The organism is Streptomyces sp. NPDC101181 (assembly GCF_044767975.1).
Classification (GTDB): domain Bacteria; phylum Actinomycetota; class Actinomycetes; order Streptomycetales; family Streptomycetaceae; genus Streptomyces.
Genome location: NZ_JBIWOX010000002.1, coordinates 384,112 through 404,399 on the forward strand (window position 1 = coordinate 384,112; position 20,288 = coordinate 404,399).

Genomic DNA, 20,288 nt, shown 5'->3' on the forward strand with positions numbered 1-20,288 from the left:
CCGCGTCGCCCCGCACGTGATGCCCGCCCTGGACCGGACCGTGCACCGGCTCACCCGGGGCAAGGTGCTGCTGAGCGCCCGGGTGGTGCCGGGGCTCGTCCTCACGGTGCCCGGGGCGCGTACGGGCCGGCCGAGGACCACTCCGCTGGTCTGTATGCCGGAGGGTGCGGTGGAGGGCACCTGGATTCTGGTCGGCAGCAACTTCGGCCGTACGGGGCACCCGGCCTGGACCGCGAACCTGCTGGCCCGTCCGGACGAGGCCGTCATCAACTGGCGCGGCCGGGACATCCCGGTGCGCGCGGTCCTGCTGGAGGGCGAGGAACGGGCCAGGGTGTGGCGGGCCGTGCTCGCCTTCTGGCCGCCGTACGCGGCGTACCAGGAGCGCGTGGAGCGGGAGATCCGGCTGTTCCGCCTGGAGCGGCGATAGCCGGACGCCGGTGGCCCAACACGGGGCGGCCCCCGGGATACGCCCGCCGGACGGCTTCCCGGTGTACGGCGGCCTCGGGATACGCCCGCCGGACGGCTTCCCGGTGTACGGCTTCCCGGTGTATGGCGGCGGGGTGGGCGGTGATCCGGGGAGGCGGTGGCGTGGCGGGTGCCGTCCGGGAACGCCGACGGCGGACCACAGGCGAAGGCGCGTGGTGGTCCGCCGTCGGTGAGACAGGAACGTGCGGGTGGGCTACTTCGCGGGCTTCTTGCCCGTGATGCCGAGGTGGACCAACAGCGCCAGGTTCGGACGCAGTTCGGCCTGCTTCACCCCCCAGGTGGTGAAGCCCTTCTGATGCGAGGCGACCGCGGCCAGCATCGCGACGAGGGACCCCGCCATCGCCGCCGGGCTGACGTCCTTGTCGACCTTGCCCTTGGACTGGAGCTCCTTCACCGCCTCCGTGAGGGAGTTGGTGACCGAGTTCAGGATCTTCATGCGGATCTTGTAGAACCGCTTGTCCCCCTCGGCCGCACCGAGGTCGATGACCCGGAGGATCGCGTCGTTGTGCCGCCAGAAGTCGAGGAACCCCTCCACGAGTTGCTCGGAGGTCTGCCAGCCGGACTTGCCGACCCAGGAGCGCCCGGCGACCAGTTCGGTCAGTCCGGCGCCCTCCTTGGCGACTTCCTCGGCGATGTCGAGGACGGCGCCCTCCACATCGGGGAAGTACTGGTAGAAAGTCGCGGGTGAAGTCCCGGCCTTCCGGGCGACGTCGATGACTTTGACGTCCCGGTACGGCGAGGAGCTGAGCATCTCGCTGAGGCAGTCGAGCAGCTTCTGCCGCGTCGCCTGACCGCGTCGGCCGGCCACGCGGCCGTCGACGGTGCGTACTTGTCCTGTCATGCCGTCAGCTTACCGAGGGGTGATGGGAGCGCGATTCGGCCGACTGCAAATGGGGAACGCCGCAGGACTTCCAGGGCTTCCGGGCCTCCCGGACGGCGGAGCGATGCTTTTCGGCCGGGGAGCGGGAGAGGGCCGGGGCAGGTCCCGGAGCGCCCGCCGCAGTAGCCCGCCGCGAGGGCGCGCGCGGCCCTGCGGGGGTCGCGGCTGCACCGGATCGGTCGCTCCAGTCGGGCGCTCCAGTCGGGCGCTCCAGTCGGTCGCTCCCATCGATTGCTCCCATCGGTTGCTCCACAGGGAGGCGTAAGTGTTATCAACAGCCTGTGGACAACTTCGGTGGACAACTTTCGTCCACATGGTGAGTCGACCTTCACTGTTCGGTCAGGCGTTCCCTCCGTGTCCCCCGGCGTCCCCCTGGGGGTGCGGACGGCGGTGTCAGGGCGCGCGGGACGGGACCCGACGTTACGTTGACCGTGACGGGCGTCACTTCGACGGAAGGACTCGGGCCCATGGCCGCATTCGCGCATTCCGCGCCGTGCTGGGCGGACGTGCAGCTCTCCGACCTGGAAGCGGGCAAGCGCTTCTACGGCGGCCTCTTCGGCTGGACCTTCCGTGCGGGTGACGGCATGCCCTTCGCGGACGCGCTGAGCGACGGCCGCCTGGTCGCCGCCCTGGCCGCCAAGAAGGACGGCCGGATGCCCACCGCCTGGGGCGTCTACTTCACCACCGACGACATCCGGGCCACCGTCACGGCGATCCGGGACCACGGCGGCCAGGTCATCACCGACCCGGTCCGGGCCGGGCAGGCCGGGTTCGTCGCGCAGGCGGCCGACCCCGGGGGCGCGGTCTTCGGCCTCTGGCAGCCGCAGGAGCGCGAGGGCTTCGAGAAGCAGAACGAGCCGGGGTCCTTCTGCTGGACCGAGGTCTACACCCGGCAGCCTGACCGGGTGGACGCCTTCTACGAGAACGTCCTCGGCTTCCACGGGACGAACCTGGACGAGGCGGGTCGGGACGTCTCCGACGACCCGCAGGCGCCGGTCGACTTCCGGATGTGGTCCCCCGAGGGCGTCGAACCGGGCGCCGACACCGCCGTCGGCGGGCGCAGCGTCATCACGGACGCGTTCCCGGCCGAGATGCCGAGCTACTTCCTCGTCTACTTCGCCGTCGCCGACTGCGACGCGGCCGCCGAACTCGCCGTACGCCTGGGCGGCCGGGTCGCCCAGCCGCCCTTCGACATCCCCTACGGGCGGATGGCGGTGCTCCACGACGACCAGGGGGCCGCCTTCGCCGTACTCCAGCCCAGCGAACTGATCCCGTAACCGCGCCGCCGCCCCCCCCCACCCCCTGCCCGCGCCGCCGCCCGCCCCCTGCCCGCGCCGCCCACCGCCCCCTGCCCTCGCCGCCCTCCGCCTGGCCGAGCGCCCCTCTCACCCGGTGTGGGCGGATACCGGGCGAAGTGACATGGGACACCCCGATCCGCCCCCGGGTTCGCAACCGGCGCCCGAGCCAGCAACAATCGGGGTGCGCGCAGGGTGGGATTCGACCGGTCGGTAAGGCGCGGACTCCGTCGCCGGAGTCCGTACGGGGAGGTGGCAGGCACGTGGTGGAGCAGCTGACGCAGCACGACCCGAGACGGATCGGCCCGTTCGAGGTGCTGGGGCGGCTCGGCGCGGGCGGCATGGGGCTGGTCTATCTCGCCCGCTCGGCGTCCGGCCGGCGGGTGGCGATCAAGACGGTGCGGACCGAACTCGCCGAGGACCAGCTCTTCCGGGTCCGCTTCACGCGGGAGGTCGAGGCGGCCCGAGCCGTCAGCGGCTTCTACACCGCCGCCGTCGTCGACGCCGATCCGCGTGCCGCCGTGCCCTGGCTCGCCACCGCCTACGTCCCCGCGCCCTCGCTCGAAGAGATAGTGAACGAGTGCGGCCCCATGCCCACCCAGGCCGTGCGCTGGCTGGCCGCGGGCATCGCCGAGGCCCTCCAGTCCATCCACGGCGCGGGCCTCGTCCACCGCGACCTGAAGCCGTCCAACGTCCTCGTCGTCGAGGACGGCCCCCGGGTGATCGACTTCGGGATCGCCTCCGGCGTCTCCAACACCCGCCTCACCATGACGAACGTCGCCGTCGGCACGCCCGCCTACATGTCGCCCGAGCAGGCCCGGGACTCCCGCAGCGTCACCGGGGCCAGTGACGTCTTCTCGCTGGGCTCCACGCTCGTCTTCGCCGCCACCGGCCATGCCCCCTTCCACGGGGCCAACCCGGTCGAGACGGTGTTCATGCTGCTGCGCGAGGGCCCCGACCTGGAGGGGCTGCCCGACGACCTGCGGCCGCTGATCGAGTCCTGTATGCGGATGGACGCCACCCAGCGCCCCAGCCCCGCCGACCTCCAGGCGCAGCTCGCCCCGCACCTTTTCGCCTCCGGCGGCGACGACAGCGGGACGGCGTCGGCCTGGCTGCCGTCCCGGGCCACGGCGATGATCGAGCGGCGCAGGGGCGGCGGGCGCACCGCCCCGCCCGCTCCGGCCGTGCCGCCGCCCCCGCGGCAGCCGCCCCGGGCCCCGGAGCGGGACACCGCCTGGCGCAGCGGCGCCGACCTGCGCTCGTCCTCCCCGCTGGCCTCGCCCTCTCCGGTGCCCGCGGGCCCCGCCGGGGCGCCCGCCCCGGTCCCGGCCGCCGCCCCGGACAGCGGGCCCGTCCAGCTGCCCGGCGCGAAGGCGCCGATCGGTCCTGGACCACGGCCCGGCGAGGTGCGCGGCGCGGCGGCCGCGCATCCGGCCGCCGCGACGGGCTGGGTCCGGCCGCCCGCCGGGCTGAACGGCTCGACCCCGGCGCCCGTCGCCCCCACCGCCCCCGTTCCGGCCCCCGGCCCGCCCCAGGACGGCGCGGCCCCCGCGCCCGACCGCTGGCGGCCCTGGCGCTTCCGCATGTCCAACGACGTGTGGGGCACCCCGGTCGTCTCCGGCGACCTGCTGTACGTGACGTCCTTCGAGGTCCACGCGCTGGACGTGGGCAACGGCCGCCGCCAGTTCAAGACCCGGGACGTGGCGTGGGCCATGGCCGTCGAGGGCGGCCGCATCCTCGCGTCGGACGGCCCGTCCCTGTACGCGCTGGACGCCACGTCGGGCGCCGAGCGGTGGCGGCTGTCCACGGACGCCTGGGTGTACGCCCTGAAGGCGGACCGGGGCACGGTCCTGACCGCGACCCGGGGCGGCGGCGTCCAGGGCTGGGAGGCGTCCAGCGGCGACAAGCTGTGGGAGATCACCGGCGCCCAGACCGACTTCGAGACGGCGGAGGCCGCTCCGGTCATCCACGACGGCACGGTCTACGTCTGGCAGGACGCCCGCCTCCGCGCCCTGGACGCCCGCACGGGCATCGAGCGCTGGTCCTACCCCATCGGCGACGCGGCCTCCTGCGGCGGCGTCCCGGTCCGGGTGACCCCGGCCTCCGACGGCTACGTCTACGTCGCGGCGGGCACCCGGGTGCTGGCGGTGGATGTCGCCTCCGGCCGGGTGCGGTGGCACTTCGAGGCCCCGGCGGTCTTCCTCTCGCCGCCCGCGTTCGCGCCCGGCCCGGCGGTGACCGGCGGCGGGGTGTATCTCGCGGACTACCTCGGCACGGTGTACGCGCTGGACGCGACGACCGGCAAGGACCGCTGGCGGATCGCCACGGAGGCCCGCTCCTCGATCGAACCGGTACTGGTCGCCGTGGGCAACGTGCACGTCGGCAGCGGCAGCGCGCTGTACACCCTGGACGCCGTCACCGGTACGCCGAAATGGCGCTTCGCGGCGGGCGGCGACGTGGTGGGCTCCCCGGTGGTGGCGGACGGACGGGTCCACTTCGGCTCCGCGGACCACGTGCTCTACACCCTGGACGCGGCGGGTGGCCAGCTCCGCTGGAAGCTGGCCACGGGCGGCGAGATCACCGGCTCCCCGGTGGCACGGGCGGGCGTGGTCTACGCGTGCAGCAAGGACCGGTGCGTCTACGCCCTGGACGCGCTGAAGGGCACCGGCACGGGCAACAGGGCCCGGACCTGACCTGACCGGTCCCGCCCCCTCCCCTCCGGTCGGCCGGACGTCAGCCCCGCGGCGGAGGCGGCGGAGACGACGGGGGCGGTGGAGGTGACGAGGGCGGCGGATTGTGGTGCGCGGGATGGGCCGGGTCCCGGGGGTCCTCCTCCGGGTACGGCACCCGCGGCAGCGGCCGCGTGTCGGAATCGCCCGGATCGGGCCCGGTGTACGGGTCCCTCTCCTGCTCCGGCCACGGCGACGTCTGCACCGACATCCCCGGCTCCTGCGTCGGCGGCCACATGTCCACCTGGTCGGCGGGCGGCGCCCCGTACGGCTCGACCGGCTCGCGCTCCCGCTCGCGGCCACGCGTCCACGTCCGCTCCCGCCGCCTCGCCCGGCCCCGCATCAGCAGCGCCCCGATCAGCATCAGCGCCCCGCCCGCCAGCGCGTTGGCCACCCCCGTCCGCAGCCCCGCGCCGTCCCCGCCCACCACCAGCGAGCCCGCCGCCTGTCCCTGGCGGACCATCCACAGGACGGTGAACCCGAGCGTCACCAGCCCCGCGAGGGCGACGACGGCCCGCGAGCGGAGCACCACGCCCGCGAGCACCAGCAGCCCCGCGAACAGGAACGGCAGCAGGATCGAGACCAGCACGCCCGACTCGGTGGCGGTGATCCCCTCGAAGAGGTCCCGGACCCGGTACTCCCGGCCCAGCCGCTGGTCGTACCACGGGCGGAACGGACTCAGCACGGCGGAGACCGCCCCGGCGACGGCCACGAGGGAGCCGAGGATGTTGCGGATCATCGGTGCGGCCTCCAGAGGGTCACCCAGCGGTTCGCGCGGCGCGTACGCGTACGCCCCCCTCGGCGCGTACGCCCCCTCCCGTTCCGACGCTACGCCCGGACGATCACCCCTGCCACGCAGACCATGACCGGACCGTGACAGGGTCATGACCTCCACGGGGAGTCGCGCACGGCATCCTGAGGGTGACAGCGCAACGACACTCAAGGGGGGCTGCGTCGATGATGCGGCGACAGATGAAGCTCGCGGCGGTCCTGATCGTGGTGGTGCTCGCGCTCACCGGGTTCACCACCTCCACCAGCGGCGGCAAGAGCGGCAAGAGCAGGAGCGGCGGGAGCAGCAGTTCGGGCGGCGGCTGCTCCAGCTCGAAGAAGAGCAACAACGGCTACTCCTCTACCCGCTCCCACAAGAAGTCCTCGACGGGCTCGGGGACCACGTCCCCCACCGTCCGGGTGGTCCGCTGCGCCGAGCCGGGCGAGGGCGCGCGCAAGGCGGTCCCCTCCTCACTGGTCGAGGTGCGCGCGCAGTCGAGGGCGACGGGCTCCCGCCAGTACCGGGTCGATGTGAGGTTCCTCGACGCCGCGGGCCGGACCGTGGACACCGCCGTGGCCACCACCTCCGTCAAGGGCGGCGAGTCCCGCCGGGTGACCGTGCCGATGGACGACGTCGACAAGGTGTCCCAGGTCGAGCGTTGCGAGGCGACGGTCCGCAGGGCCTGAGCCGGGCCCCGGGGCGGGGCCTGCGTCCCGCCCGCCCGGCCTCCCGCAACCAGAACCGGCCGCGGCACCGATCCCACAACCGGCACCGGAACCGGCCCCTCAACCGGCACCGGCCCCACAACCGCCCCACAGGCCCGCCCCGTCTCACCGCACCCTCGGTGCCCGGCCCCCGCCCCTGTTCGCGCCTCGGTCCCGCCCCGCGAACAGTTCCGCCTGCTCCTCCGGGGCCAGGTTCCCCAGCGCGATCAGCGCGGGCGCCTGGGCCGTCGCCTGGGTGCGGGCCGCCTCCCGTGCCGCCCAGACCGCCCGGACCGTGCCCTGCGCCGCCGCCGTCGGGTACCCGGCGATCACCGCGGCCGCCCGCAGCGCCGCCGCCACCGCGCCGCCCGGCTCCGTCACCTCGCTGACCAGGCCGACCGCGTACGCCCGCTCCGCGCTGAGCCGTTCCGCGGTGCCCATCAGGGACAACCGGGCGACCTCCCCGTACGGCATCCGCTGGGCCATCGCGATCGCCTCGTACGCCGGGACCATTCCGTACGCCGTGTGCGGGTCGAAGAACGTCGCCTCCCGGGACGCGACGACGAACTCCGCCTCGCCCAGCAGGTAGAACGCCCCGCCGCAGGCCATCCCCTCGACCGCCGCGACCACCGGCTTCCACAGGTCGTTCGCCTTGGGCCCGATCCGCAGGAGCGGGTCGTCGAGGGCGTACGGGGACGGGGGCTGCGGGACGGAGACGTCCCGGTCGATCCCGGTGCAGAAGGCCCGGGTCCCCGCCCCGGTGAGCACGGCTGCCCGTACGCTCTCGTCGTAGCGCAACTCCTGCCACAGCGACGTGAGTTCCCCGGCGGTCTCCAGGTCGATCGCGTTCAGCTTCGCCGGCCGGTCGAGCGTGACGAGGGCGACCCCGGCCGCCGCCTCCCGCTCGATGCGCAGGGCCACCGCTCACCGCTCCAGGAGCCAGCGCACGAGCGTGACCGAGCCGCCCGGCCCCGCCGGGCAGAACAGCGCCCGCACCGGAGCGCCGATCCGCAGCCGCGCCGGGTCGACGGAGTTCAGCGGGGCGTCGGGTCCGGTGACGACGTTCCCGGCCAGCCGGATGCGCGGGGCGTCCGCCAGCTCCACCAGCACCACGTTGTACGGGGCCTGTTCGGCGTAGGCGGGCAGCAGCGGGGGGTGCGGGACGACGTAGGACCAGATCCGGCCCCGTCCGTTCGTCTCCCGCCACACGCTCGCGAAGGACCCGCAGTGCGGGCAGCAGGGCCGGGGCGGGAAGCGGAGTTCGCCGCAGGCGGGGGAGGCGCAGGCCTGGACGCGGAGTTCGCCGCGGGCCGCGTACTCCCAGAAGGGCGCGCCGTCCTCGTCGGGGACCGGCAGCAGCAGTGAGTCGTTCGCCGTCATGGATCGCCTCAACTCCTCAGCAGGACAGCGGATGTGGGCACACCCTCGCCCGCGGTGACCAGGCAGGTGGCGGCGTCGGGGACCTGGGCGGTGGAGGTGCCGCGCAGTTGCTTGACGCCCTCGGTGATGAGGTTGAAGCCGTGGACGTACGCCTCGCTCAGCCCGCCGCCCCCGGTGTTGACCGGCAGCCGTCCGCCGCTCTCCAGTGCCCCGCCCTCGGTGAACGCGCCGCCCTCGCCGCGCGCGCAGAAGCCGTAGCCCTCCAGGGAGAGCGGGACGAGCGGGGTGAACGCGTCGTAGATCTGGGCCACGTCGACGTCGTCCGGGCCGAAGTCGGCCTGTTTCCACAGCTGTCGGGCGGCGGTCCAGGCGGGTCCGGTGAGCGGGTCGTCGTTCCAGTAGTTGACCATTCCGTGGTGCTGGGCGGGCAGGCCCTGCGCGACGGAGTGGAGGTAGACGGGCTTGCGGCGGCAGTCGCGGGCGCGTTCGGCGGAGACGATGACGCAGGCCAACGCCCCATCCGTTTCAAGGCAGTTGTCGAAGAGGCAGAGGGGTTCGCTGATCCAGCGGGAGGTCATGTACATCTCGCGGGTCAGCGGCCGGTCGTACATGATCGCGTCCGGGTTCTGGTTGGCCCGGTTGCGGCAGGCGAGGGCCACGTTGAAGAGGTGGTCGCGGGTGGCCCCGTACTCGTGCAGGTAGCGCCGGGCCAGCAGGGCGATCTCGTCGGCGGGCCGCAGCAGCCCGTAGGGGCGGGTCCACTGGGCGGGGGTGGGGAGCTGGACGGTGGTGTTGCTCCAGGGCCGGGGGCCCGAGCCGCGCTTGCGGGACCGCCAGGCGACGCCGACGCTCGCCTGGCCGGTGGCGATCGCGGCGGCGAGATGGGCGAGGGTCGCGCAGGAACCGCCGCCCCCGTAGCCCACCTTGCTGAAGAAGGTGACGTCCCCCGCCCCGATCGCCTTGGCGACCTCCACCTCGTCGGTCTCCTCCATGGTGTAGGAGGCGAAGCCGTCGACCTCCGAGGGGGCGATGCCCGCGTCGTCGAGGGCGGCCAGGATCGCCCGGCAGGCGAGCGTCCGCTCCGGTTCCGGGAGCCGTTTCGCGAACGCGGTCTGCCCGATCCCGGCTATCGCCGTCGCGTCCTTGAGCGTCGTCATCGCTGACCTCCCGCACCGTCACCCCTGCTGACAGCGGCAGAGGCTACCGTTAATCTGACGGATAGTCAGCTGGTGCGGCGGCGGAAGGCGGACGCGTGATGCGGGGCGACGAGGAGTGGGGCAGCATCCCGGGGCTGGTACGGGCGGCGGCGGAGCGCTACGGACCCGCCGAGGCGGTGGCCGACGGCCGCACCCGCGTCTCCTACGCCGGACTCGGCGACCGGGTGGAGCGCGCCGCCGCCGCGTGCGTCGCCTCCGGCGTCGAGCCGGGGGACCGGGTCGCGATCTGGGCGCCGAACACCCTGGACTGGATCGTCTCCGCGCTCGGGGCGGTCACGGCGGGCGCGGTGCTGGTCCCGCTGAACACCCGCTTCAAGGGCACCGAGGCGGCGCACATCCTGCGGGACGCCCGGGTCCGGCTGCTGTTCGTGACGGGCACCTTCCTGGGCACCTCCTACGTGGCGTCCCTGCGGCGGGCGGAGGTGAGGCTGCCGGACCTGGAGCGGGTGGTGGTGCTGGCGGACACGGCCCCCGAGGACTACACGAGCTGGCCGGAGTTCCTGGCGGCGGGGGAGCGGGTGCCGGCCGCGGCCGTACGGGAGCGGGCGGCGGCCGTCGCCCCCTCGGACCCCTCCGACATCGTCTACACCTCGGGCACCACGGGCGCACCCAGAGGTGTGGTGATCACGCACGCGCAGACGCTGCGCGGATACGCGATCTGGAGCGAACTGGCGGGCCTGCGCCAAGGCGACCGCTATCTGATCGTGAACCCCTTCTTCCACACCTTCGGCTACAAGGCGGGGATCATCGCCTGCCTGACGCGGGGCGCCACGATGGTGCCGCAGCCGGTGTTCGACGTGGACACGGTGCTGGCGAACATCGCGGCGGAACGCATCTCCGTGCTGCCCGGCCCGCCGACCCTCCACCAGTCCCTGCTGGACCACCCGGCCCGCGACGCCCACGACCTCTCCGCCCTGCGCTTGGTGGTGACCGGCGCGGCGGTGGTCCCGCTGCGCCTGGTGGAGCGCCTGCGCGACGAACTCCGCGTCTCCACCGTCCTCACGGCGTACGGCCTCTCCGAGGCGAGCGGCATCGTCACCATGTGCCGCCGGGGCGACGCTCCGGAGGTGGTGGCCACGACGTCGGGCCGCGCGATCCCCGGCACCGAGGTCCGCGTCCTGGCGGAACCGGGCTCCCCGGGCGAGGTCCAGGTCCGCGGCTTCAACGTGATGAGCGGCTACTTCGAGGACCCGGACACCACGGCCGCCGCCCTCACCCCGGACGGCTGGCTCCGCACCGGGGACGTGGGTGTCCTGGACGCGGCGGGGAACCTGCGGATCACGGACCGGATCAAGGACATGTTCATCGTGGGCGGCTTCAACGCCTACCCCGCCGAGATCGAACAGCTCCTCGGCCTCCACCCGGACATCGCCGACGTCGCCGTCATCGGCATCCCGGACCCGCGCCTGGGCGAGGTCGGCAAGGCCTACGCGGTCCGCCGCCGGGGCGCCACGGTGACGGCGGACGACCTGATCGCCTGGTCCCGCCGCGCGATGGCGAACTTCAAGGTGCCAAGAGCGGTGGAGTTCGTCCCGGAGCTCCCGCGCAACGCGAGCGGGAAGGTGCTCAAGGGGCAGCTGCGCGGGCGGTAGCCCCGCCCTGGCCCGTCCCCCAGAGCCGAGAGGCCGGAATCCGTTCCCCCACGCCCGAGGGGCCGGAATCCGTTCCCCCACGCCCGAGGGGCCCGAGCCCGTCCCCGGGCTCGGGCCCCTCGGTGTACGGCGGCCGCGACGGCTCCCCCTCCTCGCCGCCGTGGCCGCTCCCCCGTACGTACCCCCGTATCCCCGTCGTGAAGGTCTACTTGGTGGGCTCGCCGGTGGCGTGCATGTCGCCGTTGGTGGTGTCCCCGCCGGTGGCGTGCATGTCCTTCGGCTTGAGCGGGCTGCCGGTGGCGTGCATGTCGCCGTTGGTCGTCTCACCGCCGGTGGCGTGCATGTCCTGCGGCTTGATCACCGGGTTCTTCTTCGCGTCAGCCATGTCGCTGTTCTCCCCTTGGCAGTGCTTCGTTTCCGGTTGGTGCGGGGCCCGCCCGGCTGTTCCCCCGTGGACTGCCGGGCGGGCCCCTCGGGGCCGCTCACCTTACGTCGCGGCCCCGCCGTCAGCCCGTCTGCCCCCCGACGCGACGGATCGACAGGCATGAGACTGACCGGTCGCGATAAACGAATGATGAACACCCGCACCGAAGGGACCGGGAGCACCGGAAGCGGTTACGAGGGCGAGGGCGAGGCGGCCGACGAGAGCAGTGACCGGACCTCGGCCGCCTCCTGCGAACCGAGGGCGTCGTAGATGCCCAGCGCCTCGCGCCAGCAGGCCTCCGCCCGGCCGGACTGGCCGAGCTGGGCGAGGGAGCGGCCCAGCACGGTGAGGACGTTGCCCCGGCGCCACTCGCCGCCGATGCCCCGCAGGGCGGTGAGTGCCTGCTCCGCCTTGACCGCCGCGTCCGCCGCGTTCCCCGCCGTCAGATCGACCTCGGCGAGGCGGAAGAGGGTCATCCCCTCCCACAGGCGTTGGCGGCTGGCGCGGAAGACGTCCAGCGCCTCCAGCAGCCGCTCGGACGCCTCGGTGAACCTGCCGCTCCGGGTGAGCGCCATCCCGAGCGCGTAGCGGCCGTTGGCGCTGCGCAGGGCGTGGCCCATGCTGTCGTAGACGGCCGTGCCCTGCTCGGCCAGGGCCACCGCGCTGTCGGTGCGGCCGGTCGCCAGGTGGATGCGGGAGAGGTTGCAGAGCGCGCTGGCCTCGCCCGGCCGGTCCTGGAGGGAGCGGAAGCTCTCTATGGCCCGGTTGAAGTGCCGTTCCCCGTCGTCGTGGCGGCTCTGGTAGAGCGCCATGATGCCCCGGGCGTTCGACGCCCAGCAGGCCGGCAGCGGGTCCTGGTCGGCCTCGACCAGGCGCATCACGCTCTCCGCCTCCTGCTCGGCCTGGTCGAACCGGCCCGACGTGTGGTGCACGTCGGCCAGCGTGACCAGGGCCCGGACCTCCGAGCGCCGGTCGCCGCTCCTGCGGGCGGCCTCCAGCAGGGTCAGGGCGACGGTCTCGTACTGCTTCGCGTTCGCCCCCGACTCGCCGAGGTCCAGGGCCGTCCAGAGCAGGTCCACGCCCCGCCGCAGGGTGGAGGGCTCGCAGGACCGGCGTACGCACGCGAGCAGCGGGCCCGCCTCCGTGTACAGCCAGTCCAGCGCCGCCTGTCGGTCGCCGAAGGTGAGACCGGGGTGGTCCGTCGGCTCCAGGTGGTCCACCAGCCGGTCGGCCGGCCGCTCCAGCGCGTACACCCCCGCCGCCGTGGCCAGGTAGAAGTCCAGCAGCCGCGACAGCGCCAGCTCCCTTTCCACCGGCGGCTGTTCGTCGCGCTCGGCGCACGCACGCGCGTAGAGCCGTACGAGGTCGTGGTAGCGGTAGCGGCCCGGCGCGGCCGACTCCAGGAGGGAGGTGTCGACCAGAGCCTCCAGGAGGTCCTCCGCCGTGTGCGGCTCCAGGTTCAGCAGGGCCGCGGCGGCCGCCAGCGAGATGTCGGGGCCGTCGGCGAGGCCCAGGAGGCGGAAGGCGCGGGCCTGGGCCGGTTCCAGCTGGCCGTAGCCGAGTTCGAAGGTGGCCTTCACCGCGAGGTCGCCCGCCTGGAGCTCGTCCAGGCGGCGCCGCTCGTCCGCGAGCTTGGCGGCGAGCACGGAGACCGTCCAGGTGCGGCGGGCGGCCAGCCGGGAGGCGGCGATCCGGATGGCGAGGGGGAGGAAACCGCAGGCGGCCACCACGTCCAGGGCCGCCTCCCGTTCCGCGCCGACCCGCTCCTCGCCCACGATCCGGGTGAAGAGCTGGAGCGCCTCGTCCGGCGCCATCACGTCCAGGTCCACCAGGTGTGCCCCGGCCAGGTCCACCATCCGCACCCGGCTCGTCACCAGCGCCGCGCACCCCGGCGTCCCGGGCAGCAGCGGCCGGATCTGGGCCGCGTCGTGCGCGTTGTCCAGCAGGACCAGGACCCGGCGGCCGTCCAGCGTCGAGCGGTAGAGCGCGGCCCGCTCGTCCAGGGTGTCCGGGATCGCCGAGTCCGCGGTCCCGAGCGCCCGGAGGAACGAACCGAGCACCGTCTCCGGCTCGGCCGGCCGTGCGCCCGTGCCCTGGAGGTCGACGTAGAGCTGCCCGTCGGGGAAGTGCGGGCGGGCCTGGTGGGCGACGTGCACGGCCAGGGTCGTCTTGCCGACCCCGCCGATCCCGGCCAGTGCCGAGACCGCCATCACGGACCCTCCGGCGGTCGCCAGTTGGGCGCCCAGATCCCGTACGAAGGAGTCGCGTCCGGTGAAGTCGGGGACGGTCGCCGGGAGTTGCGCGGGCTTCACGGGCGCCGGTGCCACGGGCGGTTCGTCCGCCGGGCGGGCCAGCTCCTCGTCGGCGCGCAGGATGCGCTGCTGGATCTCGGCCAGTTCGGGGCGCGGGTCGACACCCAGCTCCTCGGAGAGGAGCCGCCGGGTGTCCGCGTACACGGCCAGCGCCTCCGCCTGCCGCCCGCTGCGGTAGAGCGCCACCATCAGCAGCTCGCGCAGGCGCTCGCGCAGCGGGTGGGCGGCGGTGAGCGCGGTCAGCTCGGAGACGGCCTCCGCGTGGCTGCCCACCTCCAGGTCCAGGTCGAGCAGGGCCTCGGTGAGCTGGAGGCGCCACTCCTCCAGCCGGGTCCGCTGGTTCTCCGCGTACGGACCGGGCACGGAGGCCAGCGCCTCGCCGTTCCACAGCCCCAGCACCTCGTTGATCAGCGCGCGGGCCTGGTAGCGGTCACCGCTCGCGCGGGCCTTCTCCGCCTCGGCGGCCAGATCCTGCGCCAGGGTCAGGTCGAGCGAGCCCCGGCGGGTCCGGAGCGCGTAGCCGCCGGCCTCGCTCACCAGCGTCTCCTGCCCCAGGATCTTGCGGAGCCGCGAGGCGTAGGTGCGGATCGTGGCCTTCGCCTGCGACGGCGGGGCCGCGCCCCAGAACGCGTCGATCAGCTCGCCCGCCGTGGCCGTCCGGCCCTCCCGCAGGAGCAGGGCGGCGAGCAGCGCGCGCTGCTGGGGGGAGCCGGAGGGCAGCGGGTCGGCGCCGCGCCAGGCCCGTACCGGACCCAGGACGGTGAACCTGAGGGAGTCGGCGGCCCCCGGTTCCGGCGCCGGAGCGCGCTGCTCCGGTACGCGGACGCGTGGCTCGTGGTCACGGTCCATTGATGCCCCCCTGTCCTGCTCGCCCACCGGCCCGCCTCGTCGGCGGAACCTGCCGGTGGTGCCTGTCCCCGAAGGTCCGCCCGCTCTCAGCCGGTGGTCGTCCGTCCGTGCGTCGTGGTGCGGTGTCCGTCCGGTCGGCCCGGTACCGCTGGTATCGCGCTCAACAGTCTGCCTTGTCGCGGGCGGGCGCGTCAGCAGTGGGTGATGCTCTGCACAAGCCCTCGACAACGATCCGGGAACCGTGTCCCCGTCTCGTGCGCGCACGCGAGCTGACGGTTCGTCAGATCGGCGCTACCGTGGAACGCATGGAGACCTTCCCGAAGATCATCTCGGTGGACGACCACACGGTGGAGCCCGCACATGTCTGGCGGGACCGGCTCCCGTCCCGGTACGCGGACTCCGGGCCCCGCGTCGTCCGCGCGCCGCTGAAGGAAATGACCTTCATGGGCGGCACGTTCGCACCCGTGATGGGTTCCCGGGGCGACGAGGGGCCGGTCGGCGACTGGTGGGTGTACGAGGACCTGCGCCGCCCCCTCACCCGGCTGGACACCGCCGTCGGCTACGACAGGGACGAGATCAAGCTGGAGATCATCACCTACGAGCAGATGCGGCCGGGCTCCTTCTCGGTCCCGGACCGGCTGGCCGACATGGACGTCAACCACGTCCAGTCCGCGCTCTGCTTCCCGACCTTCCCGCGCTTCTGCGGACAGACGTTCACCGAAGCGAAGGACCGCGAACTGGGGCTGCTCGGGGTGCGGGCGTACAACGACTGGATGGTCGAGGAGTGGTGCGGCCCCGCGGCGCACGGCCGCCTCATCCCGCTCACCCTCGTCCCGCTGTGGGACGCCCGCCTGGCCGCCGCGGAGGTCCGGCGCAACGCGTCCCGGGGCGTGCGCGCCGTCGCGTTCTCCGAGATACCTCCCCATCTCGGACTTCCGTCCATACATACGGACGACTGGGATCCGTTCCTCGCGGCCTGCGACGAGACGGGCACGGTCATCGCCATGCACATCGGCTCCTCGTCGCGGATGCCGTCCACCTCCGCCGACGCCCCGCCCGCCGTCGGCTCCACCATCACCTTCGCCAACTGCTGCTTCTCGATGGTCGACTGGCTGATGAGCGGCAAGTTCGAACGCTTCCCGAACCTGAAGATCATGTACGCCGAGGGCCAGATCGGCTGGATTCCGTACATCCTGGAGCGCGCCGACGTGGTCTGGGAGGAGAACCGGGCCTGGGGCGGCGTCGCGGACAAGGTCCACCGCCCGCCCTCCGAGCTGTTCGCCGACCACGTCCACGGCTGCTTCTTCGACGACGCCTTCGGCCTGCGGAACCTCGACGCGATCGGCGTGGGCAACGTCCTGTACGAGACGGACTACCCGCACTCCGACTCCACCTGGCCCAGGTCCCGCGAGGTCGGCGAGGAACAGATGGGACACCTCGCTCCGGACGTCGTCGAGCGGATCGTCCGCGGCAACGCGATCGATCTGCTCGGGCTCACGCCGGACGGCCTCTGGGCGGGGGCGTAGGCGGCGCGGGGCGGCAGGCCGGGAGGGGGGCGACGGCCGTGCCGCACACAGGCAGGAGCCCCGTTCCTCCGCCGGGGCGGGGGAGCGGGGCTCCTTGGGTACTGCTAGGTGCGACCGCGACCGGCCGACCCGGGCAACTAGGCCGGGGTGACGTTCTCAGCCTGCGGACCCTTGGGTCCCTGAGTGACGTCGAAGTTCACGACCTGGTTCTCCTCCAGGGAGCGGAACCCGGACGCGTTGATCGCGGAGTAGTGAACGAAGACATCCGGGCCGCCGCCGTCCTGGGCGATGAAGCCGAAGCCCTTTTCAGCGTTGAACCACTTGACGGTTCCGGTAGCCATAAGCCCTCCTTGGGCCAAAGGGTTGCCCTGCTCCAGAACCTGCAAACAAGTCTGAAAACTACAAAAGCCTGCGGGTTACATGCTCCGCAGGCTCTGTACTGCAAGGGAAACCAAACTGCAACTTGCGGGCGAGCCTAGCACGCGGCCTCTGGCGAGCGGTAGAGGGAAAGATCACTTCACTCGAATGTTTGACGGCCTTCGTCGGACGCCTTCCGGAAGGCCGCCGGGACCCCCGCCCGGGGGTGCTCGCCGGGCCCCGGTGGTGCCCGGTGCCGGGTCCGGGTCTAGCCTCGCGATGTGGACAATTCAACCGTCTCCCCCCGCCCCGGCGACGACGACCGTCGCCGCCCCCGCGTCGGCCACATCCAGTTCCTGAACTGCCTGCCGCTCTACTGGGGGCTGGCGCGGACGGGCGCCCTGCTCGACCTGGAGCTCTCCAAGGACACCCCGGAGCGGCTCAGCGAGCAGCTGGTCGCGGGAGACCTGGACATCGGCCCGGTCACCCTCGTGGAGTACCTGCGCAACGCCGACGACCTGGTCGCCTTCCCCGACATCGCCGTCGGCTGCGACGGCCCCGTCATGTCCTGCGTCATCGTCTCCCAGCTGCCGCTGGAGCAGCTCGACCGGGCCCGGGTGGCCCTGGGCTCGACCTCCCGCACCTCGGTGCGGCTGGCCCAGCTGCTGCTGGCTGAGCGGTACGGCGTGCGGCCCGACTACTACACCTGCCCGCCCGACCTGGGGCTGATGATGCAGGAGGCGGACGCCGCCGTGCTGATCGGCGACGCCGCGCTCCGCGCCAACCTGCACGACGCCCCCCGGCTCGGCCTCCAGGTCCACGACCTGGGGCAGATGTGGAAGGAGTGGACGGGGCTGCCGTTCGTCTTCGCCGTCTGGGCGGCCCGCAAGGACTTCCTCGCCGCCCACCCCGAGCGGACCGCGCAGGTCCACGAGGCGTTCCTCGCCTCCCGCGACCTCTCCCTGGAGGAGGTCGCCAAGGTGGCGGAGCAGGCGGCCCGCTGGGAGGCGTTCGACGCGAAGGTGCTGGAGCGCTACTTCACGACGCTCGACTTCCGCTTCGGCCCGGACCAGCTGGCCGGCGTCCGCGAGTTCGCCCGCCGCACGGGCCACGACACCGGATACCCGCGGGACGTGCGGGTGGAGCTGCTCGGCGGCTGAGGGGAGCCGCACCGAGCCGCTTGCGGAGCGGCCGGAGAAGAGCCGGAGAAGGGCGGGACAAGGGCGGGACAAGGGCGGGGAAGGGCCCGGGGAAGGGCCGGGGAATTCGCTTTCCCGTTTCCGTCCCCGCCGTACTCGCCGCCCCCCGGCTCCTCCCCGCTCTTCCCGTCTCCTCTTCCCGCCTCTTCCGGTCTTCCTGTCCGGTCCCGTATACGGAATTCCGTCGAACCGTGCGGCGGAACGGCACAATCGGGCCTTTTCTCCTGGCGAGAACGTTCCCCCCTGACCGGAGAAGCCGGAATGGTCCGCCCCTTTCCCGGTGACCGCCGTCGCGGTACCGACCGGGCTTCGCTCCGGGGAACGCGGCGCGGGCCTCCGTACGGGCAGCTCACCCGGTCCGGCCGCTGACGGCTCGCGGGGCTGGCGTACGCTGGATCGGTCCGAGGATCCGTAGCGAAACCCGCCCGAAAGGTGACAGCCCGGTGACCGAGAAGGCCGACCTCCAGCCCGTCCTCGACCGAGCCGCCGAGGGCGGTCGGATCACCCCGCAGGAGGCGCTCGACCTCTACCGGTCCGCGCCGCTGCACGCGCTGGGCGCCGCCGCCGACGCCGTACGCCGCCGCCGTTACGCCGGTACGGAGCACATCGCGACGTACATCATCGAGCGCAACATCAACTACACCAACGTGTGCGTCACGGCCTGCAAGTTCTGCGCCTTCTACGCCCCGCCGAAGGACACCGGCAAGGGCTGGACCCGCGACCTCGACGACATCCTGCGCCGCTGCGCGGAGACCGTGGAGCTGGGCGGCACCCAGATCATGTTCCAGGGCGGCCACCACCCGGACTTCGGCGTCGAGTACTACGAGGAGCACTTCTCGGCCATCAAGAAGGCGTTCCCGCAGCTGGTCATCCACTCGCTCGGCGCCTCCGAGATCGAGCACATGGCCCGGATCTCCCAGGTCTCCGCCGAGGAGGCCATCAGCCGCATCCACGCCGCCGGACTGGACTCCTTCGCCGGGGCGGGCGCCGAGCTGCTGCCCGCCCGGCCGCGCACCGCCATCGCCCCGCTCAAGGAGTCCGGCGAACGCTGGCTGGAGATCATGGAGATCGCCCACGGCCTCGGTGTCGAGTCCACCTCCACCATGCTGATGGGCACCGGCGAGACCAACGCCGAGCGCATCGAGCACCTGAGGATGATCCGGGACGTCCAGGACCGCACCGGCGGCTTCCGCGCCTTCATCCCGTACACCTACCAGCCGGAGAACAACAAGCTGAAGGGCCGCACGCAGGCCACCCTCTTCGAGTACCTGCGGATGATCGCCATCGCCCGGCTCTTCCTGGACAACGTCGCCCACATCCAGGGCTCCTGGCTCACCACCGGCAAGGAGGTCGGCCAGCTGTCGCTGCACTACGGCGCGGACGACCTCGGCTCGATCATGCTGGAGGAGAACGTCGTCTCCTCGGCCGGGGCCAAGCACCGCTCCAACCGGCTGGAGATCATCGACCTGATCCGCAAGGCGGACCGGGTCCCCGCCCAGCGGGCCACGACCTACGAACACCTCGTCGTGCACGACGACCCGGCGAACGACCCGGTCGACGAGCGCGTCGTCTCGCACATCTCGTCCACCGCGATCGCGGGCGGCACGGCCCACCCGGAGCTGAAGCTCCTCAACGCCAACTGACGTACCCGTGCTGACGATCCACGCCGCGCCCCTGGTCCTCCCGGTGGGCGCGGCGGCCGTCGCGGACGGGGCGGTCGCGGTGGACGGCGACCGGATCGCCGCCCTCGGCCCGTACGAGGAGGTCGCCGCCGCCCGCCCGGCGGCCCGGGTCCGGCGCTGGCCGGGCGTCCTGGTGCCAGGCCTCCGCCAGGACCACGCCCGCGAACTGCTCACCCGCTGCTACCACCCGGACCCGCGCGAGGCCGACGAGCTGGGTGAACTCCCGCTGTGGGGTGAGGAGTTCGAGCGCATCGCGGCGACGATGGACGCGACCCGGCGGGCGGGCAGCGTCCGGCGCGGGCTCCAGCGGATGCTGCGGCACGGCACCACCCATGTGGCGGGCCCGTTCGCCGCGGACGACCCCGCGCTGCGGACGGCCATCGCCCGGTCGGGACTGGTCCGGACCGAGGGCTCCGCCCGGACGCACGGGGTGGCCCGCACGCAGGGGCGGCCGGGAGGCGGTCCGCCGGACCTGGACCCGCTCGCGGCGGGCGGCGGACCGGCCCGTGCCGCCCACGGCCCGCTGACCGTGGGTGGCCGCGCCGACTTCGCGGTCCTCGACGTGCCCGACGAGGCGGCGCTGTACGGGGAGGGGCTCCGGAGGTGCGTGGCGACGGTCCTCGCGGGACGGCTCGTGCACCGCGCCCGCTGAGCCCGGGTCCGGGGGGCGGTCGGCGGGCGTCTCACTCCCTGGCGGAGCCTGGTGCCCGCCCGGAACGCTGTGCTAGAACAGCGCCCGTGCCAGTCGATCGTTTTCTGGTGGAGTGCCTCCACATCGATCTCTGCCGCGTCTCCAGCGCATCGTGTTGATGCCGGCCGCGGCATCCTCGGCGATGCCCACGTGATGCCTGCGCGCGTCCCCGGTATCCGCGCCCCGCGCGACTGAT

The 20,288-nt window shown here is 73.3% G+C and carries 17 protein-coding genes; 9 read left to right on the forward strand and 8 right to left on the reverse strand.

From position 1 onward, the window contains the following. The first annotated feature begins 19 nt into the window (after nt 1-19). Nucleotides 20-427 carry a nitroreductase/quinone reductase family protein gene (locus ACIRRU_RS05360; RefSeq protein WP_403677014.1) on the forward strand — a complete coding sequence of 136 codons (408 nt, stop codon included), beginning with the start codon at nt 20-22 and terminating at the stop codon, nt 425-427. A gap of 252 nt (nt 428-679) precedes the next feature. Here ACIRRU_RS05360 and ACIRRU_RS05365 read toward each other — a convergent pair whose 3' ends face one another. Then, nucleotides 680-1,327, reverse strand: coding sequence for a TetR family transcriptional regulator (locus ACIRRU_RS05365; protein WP_403676413.1), 648 nt, complete (start codon nt 1,325-1,327; stop codon nt 680-682). A 506-nt stretch (nt 1,328-1,833) separates the two neighbouring features. On the opposite strand from ACIRRU_RS05365, the gene ACIRRU_RS05370 reads away from it, so the two are divergent. Both ACIRRU_RS05370 and ACIRRU_RS05375 read left to right on the forward strand, forming a co-directional pair. Next, a complete protein-coding gene (locus ACIRRU_RS05370) occupies nt 1,834-2,643 on the forward strand; it encodes a VOC family protein (RefSeq protein ID WP_403676416.1) in 810 nt (269 codons plus the stop codon). Between the two features lie 281 nt (nt 2,644-2,924). Then, complete coding sequence (locus ACIRRU_RS05375; RefSeq protein WP_403676419.1) at nt 2,925-5,354, forward strand: PQQ-binding-like beta-propeller repeat protein; 2,430 nt, start codon at nt 2,925-2,927, stop codon at nt 5,352-5,354. Nucleotides 5,355-5,394: 40 nt separating this feature from the next. Here ACIRRU_RS05375 and ACIRRU_RS05380 read toward each other — a convergent pair whose 3' ends face one another. Next, nucleotides 5,395-6,129, reverse strand: coding sequence for a hypothetical protein (locus ACIRRU_RS05380; protein WP_403676421.1), 735 nt, complete (start codon nt 6,127-6,129; stop codon nt 5,395-5,397). 218 nt (nt 6,130-6,347) lie between these two features. On the opposite strand from ACIRRU_RS05380, the gene ACIRRU_RS05385 reads away from it, so the two are divergent. Further along, on the forward strand, nt 6,348-6,845 hold the full coding sequence (locus ACIRRU_RS05385; protein ID WP_403676424.1) for a hypothetical protein: 498 nt from the start codon (nt 6,348-6,350) through the stop codon (nt 6,843-6,845). A 144-nt stretch (nt 6,846-6,989) separates the two neighbouring features. Here the strand turns inward: ACIRRU_RS05385 and ACIRRU_RS05390 are convergent, their stop codons facing one another. The 3 genes from ACIRRU_RS05390 to ACIRRU_RS05400 are packed head-to-tail and all read right to left on the reverse strand — an operon-like array spanning nt 6,990 to nt 9,400. Further along, complete coding sequence (locus tag ACIRRU_RS05390) at nt 6,990-7,784, reverse strand: enoyl-CoA hydratase/isomerase family protein (protein WP_403676427.1); 795 nt, start codon at nt 7,782-7,784, stop codon at nt 6,990-6,992. Between the two features lie 3 nt (nt 7,785-7,787). Further along, nucleotides 7,788-8,243, reverse strand: coding sequence for a Zn-ribbon domain-containing OB-fold protein (locus tag ACIRRU_RS05395; RefSeq protein ID WP_403676429.1), 456 nt, complete (start codon nt 8,241-8,243; stop codon nt 7,788-7,790). A gap of 8 nt (nt 8,244-8,251) precedes the next feature. Further along, nucleotides 8,252-9,400, reverse strand: coding sequence for a lipid-transfer protein (locus tag ACIRRU_RS05400; protein ID WP_403676431.1), 1,149 nt, complete (start codon nt 9,398-9,400; stop codon nt 8,252-8,254). A 98-nt stretch (nt 9,401-9,498) separates the two neighbouring features. Here ACIRRU_RS05400 and ACIRRU_RS05405 point away from each other — a divergent pair, with 98 nt between their 5' ends. Continuing rightward, nucleotides 9,499-11,052, forward strand: a complete 1,554-nt coding sequence (locus tag ACIRRU_RS05405) for a FadD3 family acyl-CoA ligase (protein WP_403676433.1) — start codon at nt 9,499-9,501, stop codon at nt 11,050-11,052. Between the two features lie 205 nt (nt 11,053-11,257). On the opposite strand, the gene ACIRRU_RS05410 is transcribed toward ACIRRU_RS05405, so the two are convergent. Together ACIRRU_RS05410 and ACIRRU_RS05415 are read right to left on the reverse strand one after the other, a co-directional pair. Next, entirely contained in the window at nt 11,258-11,437 is a 180-nt protein-coding gene (locus ACIRRU_RS05410; protein ID WP_403676436.1) for a hypothetical protein, read from the reverse strand. A 230-nt stretch (nt 11,438-11,667) separates the two neighbouring features. Continuing rightward, nucleotides 11,668-14,637, reverse strand: a complete 2,970-nt coding sequence (locus ACIRRU_RS05415) for a BTAD domain-containing putative transcriptional regulator (RefSeq protein ID WP_403676438.1) — start codon at nt 14,635-14,637, stop codon at nt 11,668-11,670. Nucleotides 14,638-14,942: 305 nt separating this feature from the next. Between ACIRRU_RS05415 and ACIRRU_RS05420 the strand changes: the two genes are divergently transcribed. After that, nucleotides 14,943-16,163 carry an amidohydrolase family protein gene (locus ACIRRU_RS05420; protein WP_403676441.1) on the forward strand — a complete coding sequence of 407 codons (1,221 nt, stop codon included), beginning with the start codon at nt 14,943-14,945 and terminating at the stop codon, nt 16,161-16,163. Nucleotides 16,164-16,300: 137 nt separating this feature from the next. Here the strand turns inward: ACIRRU_RS05420 and ACIRRU_RS05425 are convergent, their stop codons facing one another. Then, a complete protein-coding gene (locus ACIRRU_RS05425; protein WP_003967102.1) occupies nt 16,301-16,504 on the reverse strand; it encodes a cold-shock protein in 204 nt (67 codons plus the stop codon). A gap of 297 nt (nt 16,505-16,801) precedes the next feature. Between ACIRRU_RS05425 and ACIRRU_RS05430 the strand changes: the two genes are divergently transcribed. The 3 genes from ACIRRU_RS05430 to ACIRRU_RS05440 all read left to right on the forward strand — a co-directional run bounded on the left by ACIRRU_RS05430 (nt 16,802) and on the right by ACIRRU_RS05440 (nt 20,053). Next, nucleotides 16,802-17,680: a menaquinone biosynthetic enzyme MqnA/MqnD family protein gene (locus ACIRRU_RS05430; RefSeq protein WP_403676444.1), complete on the forward strand. Its 879-nt coding sequence runs from the start codon at nt 16,802-16,804 to the stop codon at nt 17,678-17,680. 482 nt (nt 17,681-18,162) lie between these two features. Next, nucleotides 18,163-19,362 carry a cyclic dehypoxanthinyl futalosine synthase gene (mqnC, locus tag ACIRRU_RS05435; RefSeq protein ID WP_363200429.1) on the forward strand — a complete coding sequence of 400 codons (1,200 nt, stop codon included), beginning with the start codon at nt 18,163-18,165 and terminating at the stop codon, nt 19,360-19,362. Nucleotides 19,363-19,369: 7 nt separating this feature from the next. Next, complete coding sequence (locus tag ACIRRU_RS05440; protein ID WP_403676447.1) at nt 19,370-20,053, forward strand: imidazolonepropionase-like domain-containing protein; 684 nt, start codon at nt 19,370-19,372, stop codon at nt 20,051-20,053. The last annotated feature ends 235 nt before the right edge of the window (nt 20,054-20,288 follow it).